Raw genomic sequence first — 6267 nt, forward strand, 5'->3', positions numbered from 1 at the left:
GGGGTCGCGGGTTCGAGTCCCGTCCACTCCGCCACTTATATTAAGCCTCAGTCGAAAGACTGGGGCTTTTTTCGTTTCTACTGCGACGTTTCCCTGAAGAGTGTTTATACACCTAACTAGACTATTTCACATAATCCCTACTAAGCGAACTCTGCGTAATTACACACTAGGCTTTAATTAATTATAGGCCGGTGATGCTGTGGAAAGGCAATATGACCTACAAACAAGCCTAAGTAATCTATGGTATTCAAAGGCGTTCAACGACTTGAATCTTGATGAGAAAGAAAAAACGAATTGGAAGATGAAAGATTGAAGGAGCTCTTCATTAGCGAGGTGATGATTTTCGACGCTGAACATTTGATGAGTCTCAGAAAAAATATATCGCCAAAGGGTAAGAAGCGCCAGAACAGAGAGGGGGAGCTTAGCTCGAGGCTGTAAGCTATGCGGAATACTCACAAACGTCAAAGCTCAAACCCATTAAGAGAGTCGCTCTAGATCTAAGTGGTTATGTGCTTATTCCAAATGGATTATATGAAAAAGCCAACTGCTAAAGCGGTTGGCTTAGTATAAAAATTTCGACGTACTTTAGAGCGAGAAATGATGTCTAAAGAATACGTTTTAAAACACCATCTGCCTTTAGGCGGGTAATTTTTCTGACCAGTCGCTGTACCTCTATAGGATAGTCTTCTACTTTCTCTAATTGCTTATAAGTACAGATAAGGTGAGTATGCTCAAGAATACGCGAAACTTCGTCTTCAAACTTCTCAGTGAGCTTCGCATAATTGTCTTGTATGAGTAGCCCATTTTCTAGGTCGAGTGACCAAGCACGTGGATTTAGGTTATTCCCAGTAAGTAGCATATAGCGTTTATCAACCCAAATACCCTTAAGGTGGAAGCTGTTATTGTCATGCTTCCATAGGTGAATTGACAATTTACGTGCGGCGATATTCGCTTCATTGGCTTTCGCAAAGCGACGCAAATTCACTTCGTAAAGATATGGAAGTCCGCCAATGGTTTTAAAGTCTTCCTCAGGTGCAATGTAAAAGTCATTGGCGGTTTTATCGCCCACAACAATAGTTACTTTCACACCACGCTTCATGGCTCGTTTCACTTCACGATGAAGTGCTTTAGGGAAGTTAAAGTAAGGCGTACAAATGAAAATTTCGTCTTGGGCTGCTGCCAATAACTTTACAATCTGTTGATTGAGCAGATTACGGCGTTTGCCTAGCCCAACTAACGGAGTGACTTTTACACTTTCTTCTGTTGCAGCTTGGTCTTCAAACTTATAGTTGGCTTGAGCAAGAGAAGCCCTCAGTTGGCGAATCGCCGACTTTATTTCTTTGGTTTCTGGCTTATCTTTTCCTGCAAGATCATTAACGGCAGGGTGAGCAATCATTTCTTCCTGAATGAATTGCACCATTGAATTCGCTAAAGATTCATGTCGAATCACATGGTAACGATCAAATCGATAACGTTCATGATAATGGAGATAAACGTTATTTAAGCTCGCCCCACTGTAGATAACAGTATCATCGACAATGAAGCCTTTTAAATGCAGTACCCCAAAAACTTCTCTGCCACGCACTGGTATGCCATAGACAGGGATTGGGTGCTGGTACTTACTGGCATATGCTTTGTAAAGCGCTGAATTACCCTCAGATGTCTCCGCACCAATCAGGCCACGCTGCGCTCGATGCCAGTCGACACAGATATTGATGTCCAACCCAGGATTGCGCTGTTTCGCTTCATAAAGCGCAGTGAGAATTTCACGTCCAGCTTCATCATCTTCCAGATATAGAGCGACTAGGTAAATTCGCGACGTTGCTTTGCTGATAGCATCTAAAAGACGGGTTCTGAATGATTCTGCTGAATACAGAACATCAAAGTCTTCCGGATTGACAGCGAGACTTGGCAACTGTTCGAATGGATTCCTACTTACTATCATATCGGTATGAGTACCTTAGTTTAGTGCAATATTGCGAACCTGCCATTTTATCAAAGATATGATTTACCTGGCTACAAAAGCACGCGTTTTGATGTCGTTGAAGAGATGAATTGCATTGGAATGAGATCTTTACCGCTATCTACGTAACGTTGAAATGCCATTTTTAGCGGGTGTGGTAGCTCAGAGCAATCAATTGTTGTGAATCCATGCTTGGAATAATAGGATTCGAGATGTGTAAACGCGAAGCAATAATCGCCATCAGTGAAAACATTGTTTTTACAATGAGTTAGTAGTTTTTTTCCAATCCCTGTTCCCCTAACTTTCGGAATGACCAACATTCCTGTCAACAGACGAACTTTATCTACACCTTTTAAACGTAGTAACGCAATGATTTCACCCTTATGGCTTGCTGTAATGATCAATTCATCCTTTTTGGCTCGACCCGCAGGGTAATACGCTTTGTATAGTTTCTTAATGAGGGGGAGCTTGATGGGATTTAACACTTCTATGATTAATGAGTCTGGTATTGTCACTGCGGTTAAAAGATAACTAATGTAGAATGTCGACAGTTTAAGAGAATCTTATCTGGTGTTGCAAACCTACTATGCAAATTAAAACAAATGCGAGCCTAAAGGCTTACCATACTTTTGGAATTGAACAATCGTGTTCCTATTTAGCTATCGTTGAGTCGCTCGAAGATGTTATTGAGCTATTTCAAAACCCAAGATTCACCCATTTACCGAAACTTTTTTTAGGTAAAGGAAGTAATGTTCTTTTTACAGAACATTTTGAGGGATTAGTGATTGTTAATCGAATCATGGGTAAAGAAGTCACGGAAACGGATGAGCACTACCTATTACATATTGCCGGTGGTGAAGATTGGCCTGAATTGGTTTCCTGGTGTGTGAATCAGGGGATCGGTGGGATCGAGAACTTAGCTTTGATTCCAGGTTGTGCTGGCTCGGCTCCTATTCAGAACATTGGTGCGTATGGCCTAGAGCTAAAAGACATCTGTGATTATGTAGATGTTCTTGACCTAACTACGTTTGAAAACAAAAGAATGCACGCCCAAGACTGTGAGTTTGCCTATAGGGATTCCATATTTAAACATGCGTTGCACGGAAAGTGCTTTATCACCGCATTAGGGCTTAAGTTGGCGAAGCAATGGCAGCCGATTAACCAGTACGGCCCTTTACAAAGTATCCCAGAAGAACAACTCAGCCCTGCTTCTATCTTCGAACGAGTATGCCAAGTGCGAAAGGCAAAACTACCAGATCCAACCAAGATAGGTAACGCAGGTAGTTTCTTTAAAAACCCAGTGATCACGCAAGATCACTATGATCGACTCACAAAAAAATACCCTAACGTAGTGGCCTACCCAGCTTCTGGAGGAATGAAAATTGCTGCTGGTTGGCTTATCGATCAGTGTGGATTAAAAGGGAAGTCTGTACACGGTGCGCAGGTCAACCCTATGCAAGCTTTGGTTTTGACCAACATGGATAATTGTAGTGCAGATGACATTGTCGCGCTTGCTTCTTTAGTGAAGCAGACAGTATGGGACAAATACCAAATCATACTTGAGCATGAAGTACGCTTTCTCAATCGTACCGGGGAGACCAATTTGGCTCAGATCGAGGCATCTAGATGAGAAAAGATCACTCTACGAAACTTCATATTCTAAAGTTATTAAGTGATGGAGAGTTTCATTCAGGAGAAGCGTTGGGCGACGATCTTAATGTTTCTAGAGCGGCAATCGCTAAGCACATTAAAGGTCTTAGTGAATGGGGTATTGATATTTATCGAGTGCAAGGGCGCGGTTACCAATTAGCCTCACCATTGCAGTTGTTAGACGAGACTCTCCTTACCACTAGCTCGGAGTCACTTGTTGAACTCGTCCCTGTGATTGACTCAACGAATCAATATTTGCTCGACAGAGTCGCGGATTCGGAAAAGGGCCGTGTTTGTATTGCTGAATATCAAGCACAAGGGCGTGGTCGCCGCGGTAGACAATGGGTCTCACCGTTTGGCTCTAACTTATATCTCTCTATGTATTGGCGACTGGATGCAGGAATGGCTGCGGCAATGGGCTTGAGCTTGGTGATTGGGATTGCCGCAGTGGAAGCTTTGGAAGAAGTAGGCATGCAAGGTGTTAAACTCAAGTGGCCGAATGACTTGTATTATCAAGATAAAAAACTGGCCGGAATCTTGGTTGAAATGTCGGGTCAGGCCGGTGGGGCTGCTCATCTAGTGATTGGGATGGGCCTGAATATTGGAATGCCTGACGACCAGCCTGAGATTGACCAGCCATGGACCACGTTGAACCAAGTAAATCAGAGTCTCAAGAACGATAGAAATGTTCTAGCAATGACACTTATCAAGCATTGGAATTCCGCACTTGTCGAATATGAAATGAAAGGGCTTACTGGCTTTATCGAACGTTGGAATCGGTTAGACAATTTCCTTAATCGTCAGGTCAAACTGCTTATTGGTCCTAGAGAGGTATATGGCGTCGTTCGAGGCATCGATCATCAAGGTGGAATATTAATCGAAACCTCCCAAGGACTCGAGACTTATATTGGTGGTGAAATCTCGTTGCGTAAAAGTGACTAATCTTCGATTACTTTCGCAACGAGACTTTATCAACCAAGTGGTTAACGCCTTTGTGTAGAATCAAGTGGGCTCTCTCACGAGTTGGAAGAATATTCAATTCTAAATTGAGCCCATTAATATCATGCCAAATTTGCTTCGCTTTTTTCTTTGCGTCATCGACAGAGAGTTGTGTGTAGTGGCTAAAATAAGAGCCTGGTTTCGTAAAGGCCCCTTGGCGAAACTTTAAAAAGCGTTCTACATACCAATGTTCAATGGTCTCTGTTTCTGCGTCGACATAAATTGAAAAATCTAAAAAGTCAGAGACGAAGACACGATGCGGGTCATGTGGATAGTCCATTCCACTTTGCAGAACGTTTAAACCTTCAATAATAAGAACATCCGGTCTATCCACTTTTCTTAGTTCATCAGTAATGTCATACGTGATGTGAGAGTAGATGGGTACTTCAAGATCGGGCTTTCCTGCCTTTACGTCAGACATGAACTCGACTAAACGCTTGATATCATAGGATTCAGGGAAGCCTTTACGATGCATGATACCGCGTTCTTCTAGTACTTTTTTCGGATATAGGAAGCCATCTGTTGTAACCAAGGAGACTTTGGGGTGATTCTCCCAACGAGAAAGCAATGCCGTTAGAATACGAGCAGTCGTACTTTTGCCTACAGCAACACTGCCAGCGATACCAATTACGAAAGGGGGAGCATGTTCCTCTGTATTTAAGAATTGTTGTAATACGGAATTGCGGCTTTGACGAGCTTGGACATACAGATTCAAAAGACGAGACAAAGGAAGGTAGATCTCTACCGCTTCCTCCATGGTTAGGTTTTCATTAATGCCCTGAAGCGCAGTCAAGTCGTCTTCAGAAAGTGTCATCGGTACAGAGTTTCTTAACTCGGCCCAATTTGCACGGTCAAATGACAAAAATGGACTCATGGGTCTCGTTTATCCTTGGTTTAATAGAAGCAAGAACATACATCAAGCGAACTTCAAAGCAAACGACAAAGGTCGAAGTTTACTTTAAAAAAGCCAAGTTTGTACGAATTTGCAGCAAACGAATCTAAAAAATCGAAATTTATGATTTTTTTTCAAATTACTATTGCAACCTAGAAAATCATTCAATAGAATGCGCACCACTTATGCCGACTTAGCTCAGTAGGTAGAGCAACTGACTTGTAATCAGTAGGTCACCAGTTCGATTCCGGTAGTCGGCACCATTCTTTCCTTTAGTAGTCTGAATGGCTTGAAAATTTGGAGGGGTTCCCGAGTGGCCAAAGGGAGCAGACTGTAAATCTGCCGGCACTGCCTTCGATGGTTCGAATCCGTCCCCCTCCACCATATTCTTTAGGAAATAGCTCTCAGAGTTACGTGTTGCGGGCATCGTATAATGGCTATTACCTCAGCCTTCCAAGCTGATGATGCGGGTTCGATTCCCGCTGCCCGCTCCACTCTAATTTGAGTGCTGATATAGCTCAGGTGGTAGAGCGCATCCTTGGTAAGGATGAGGTCGGCAGTTCGAATCTGCCTATCAGCACCAGCTCTCAAGTTTATTTCCTTTTGATATTAGATTTACCAATTATCTTTTTTTGGTTGCGTGGTCAATTTGGGCCACCTAAATCCGTACCTAGAGGGACCACTCATGTCTAAAGAAAAATTTGAACGTACGAAACCGCACGTTAACGTTGGTACTATCGGCCACGTTGACCACGGTAAAACA

Annotated in this window: 5 protein-coding genes and 4 tRNA genes; 6 read left to right on the plus strand and 3 right to left on the minus strand. The window is 42.8% G+C overall.

Going from position 1 to position 6267, the window contains the following annotated elements:
- Positions 1 to 604: 604 nt before the first annotated feature.
- Positions 605 to 1945: a CDP-diacylglycerol--serine O-phosphatidyltransferase gene (pssA, locus tag R7E00_RS22345; protein ID WP_025768993.1), complete on the minus strand. Its 1341-nt coding sequence runs from the start codon at positions 1943 to 1945 to the stop codon at positions 605 to 607.
- Between the two features lie 71 nt (positions 1946 to 2016).
- The gene (locus R7E00_RS22350; protein WP_017633746.1) at positions 2017 to 2448 is read right to left on the minus strand and encodes a GNAT family N-acetyltransferase; all 432 of its coding nucleotides are present in this window, start codon (positions 2446 to 2448) and stop codon (positions 2017 to 2019) included.
- Between the two features lie 101 nt (positions 2449 to 2549).
- On the opposite strand from R7E00_RS22350, the gene murB reads away from it, so the two are divergent.
- Positions 2550 to 3593, plus strand: coding sequence for a UDP-N-acetylmuramate dehydrogenase (gene murB / locus R7E00_RS22355; protein ID WP_053303319.1), 1044 nt, complete (start codon positions 2550 to 2552; stop codon positions 3591 to 3593).
- Positions 3590 to 4555, plus strand: coding sequence for a bifunctional biotin--[acetyl-CoA-carboxylase] ligase/biotin operon repressor BirA (gene birA, locus R7E00_RS22360; protein WP_054579710.1), 966 nt, complete (start codon positions 3590 to 3592; stop codon positions 4553 to 4555). Before murB ends, birA begins: the two co-directional genes overlap by 4 nt.
- A 7-nt stretch (positions 4556 to 4562) precedes the next feature.
- On the opposite strand, the gene coaA is transcribed toward birA, so the two are convergent.
- A complete protein-coding gene (gene coaA, locus R7E00_RS22365; RefSeq protein WP_005388683.1) occupies positions 4563 to 5486 on the minus strand; it encodes a type I pantothenate kinase in 924 nt (307 codons plus the stop codon).
- 205 nt (positions 5487 to 5691) lie between these two features.
- On the opposite strand from coaA, the gene R7E00_RS22370 reads away from it, so the two are divergent.
- The 4 genes from R7E00_RS22370 (at position 5692) to R7E00_RS22385 (ending at position 6087) form a co-directional block, all read left to right on the plus strand.
- Positions 5692 to 5767: transfer RNA gene (locus tag R7E00_RS22370), tRNA-Thr, on the plus strand.
- A 36-nt stretch (positions 5768 to 5803) separates the two neighbouring features.
- Positions 5804 to 5888 (plus strand) — tRNA-Tyr (locus R7E00_RS22375).
- 35 nt (positions 5889 to 5923) lie between these two features.
- Positions 5924 to 5998, plus strand: a tRNA-Gly gene (locus R7E00_RS22380).
- Between the two features lie 13 nt (positions 5999 to 6011).
- A tRNA-Thr gene (locus R7E00_RS22385) sits at positions 6012 to 6087 on the plus strand.
- The last annotated feature ends 180 nt before the right edge of the window (positions 6088 to 6267 follow it).

The sequence above is a fragment of the Vibrio sp. Vb1755 genome, from assembly GCF_033338635.1.
Taxonomy (GTDB): Bacteria; Pseudomonadota; Gammaproteobacteria; order Enterobacterales; family Vibrionaceae; genus Vibrio; species Vibrio alginolyticus.

What these genes read in the sequence shown, in the direction of transcription:
- pssA (WP_025768993.1), bottom strand. Translation starts at nt 1,945, where the DNA reads ATGATAGTAAGTAGGAATCCATTCGAACAGTTGCCAAGTCTCGCTGTC.
- murB (WP_053303319.1), top strand. Translation starts at nt 2,550, where the DNA reads ATGCAAATTAAAACAAATGCGAGCCTAAAGGCTTACCATACTTTTGGA.
- birA (WP_054579710.1), top strand. Translation starts at nt 3,590, where the DNA reads ATGAGAAAAGATCACTCTACGAAACTTCATATTCTAAAGTTATTAAGT.
- coaA (WP_005388683.1), bottom strand. Translation starts at nt 5,486, where the DNA reads ATGAGTCCATTTTTGTCATTTGACCGTGCAAATTGGGCCGAGTTAAGA.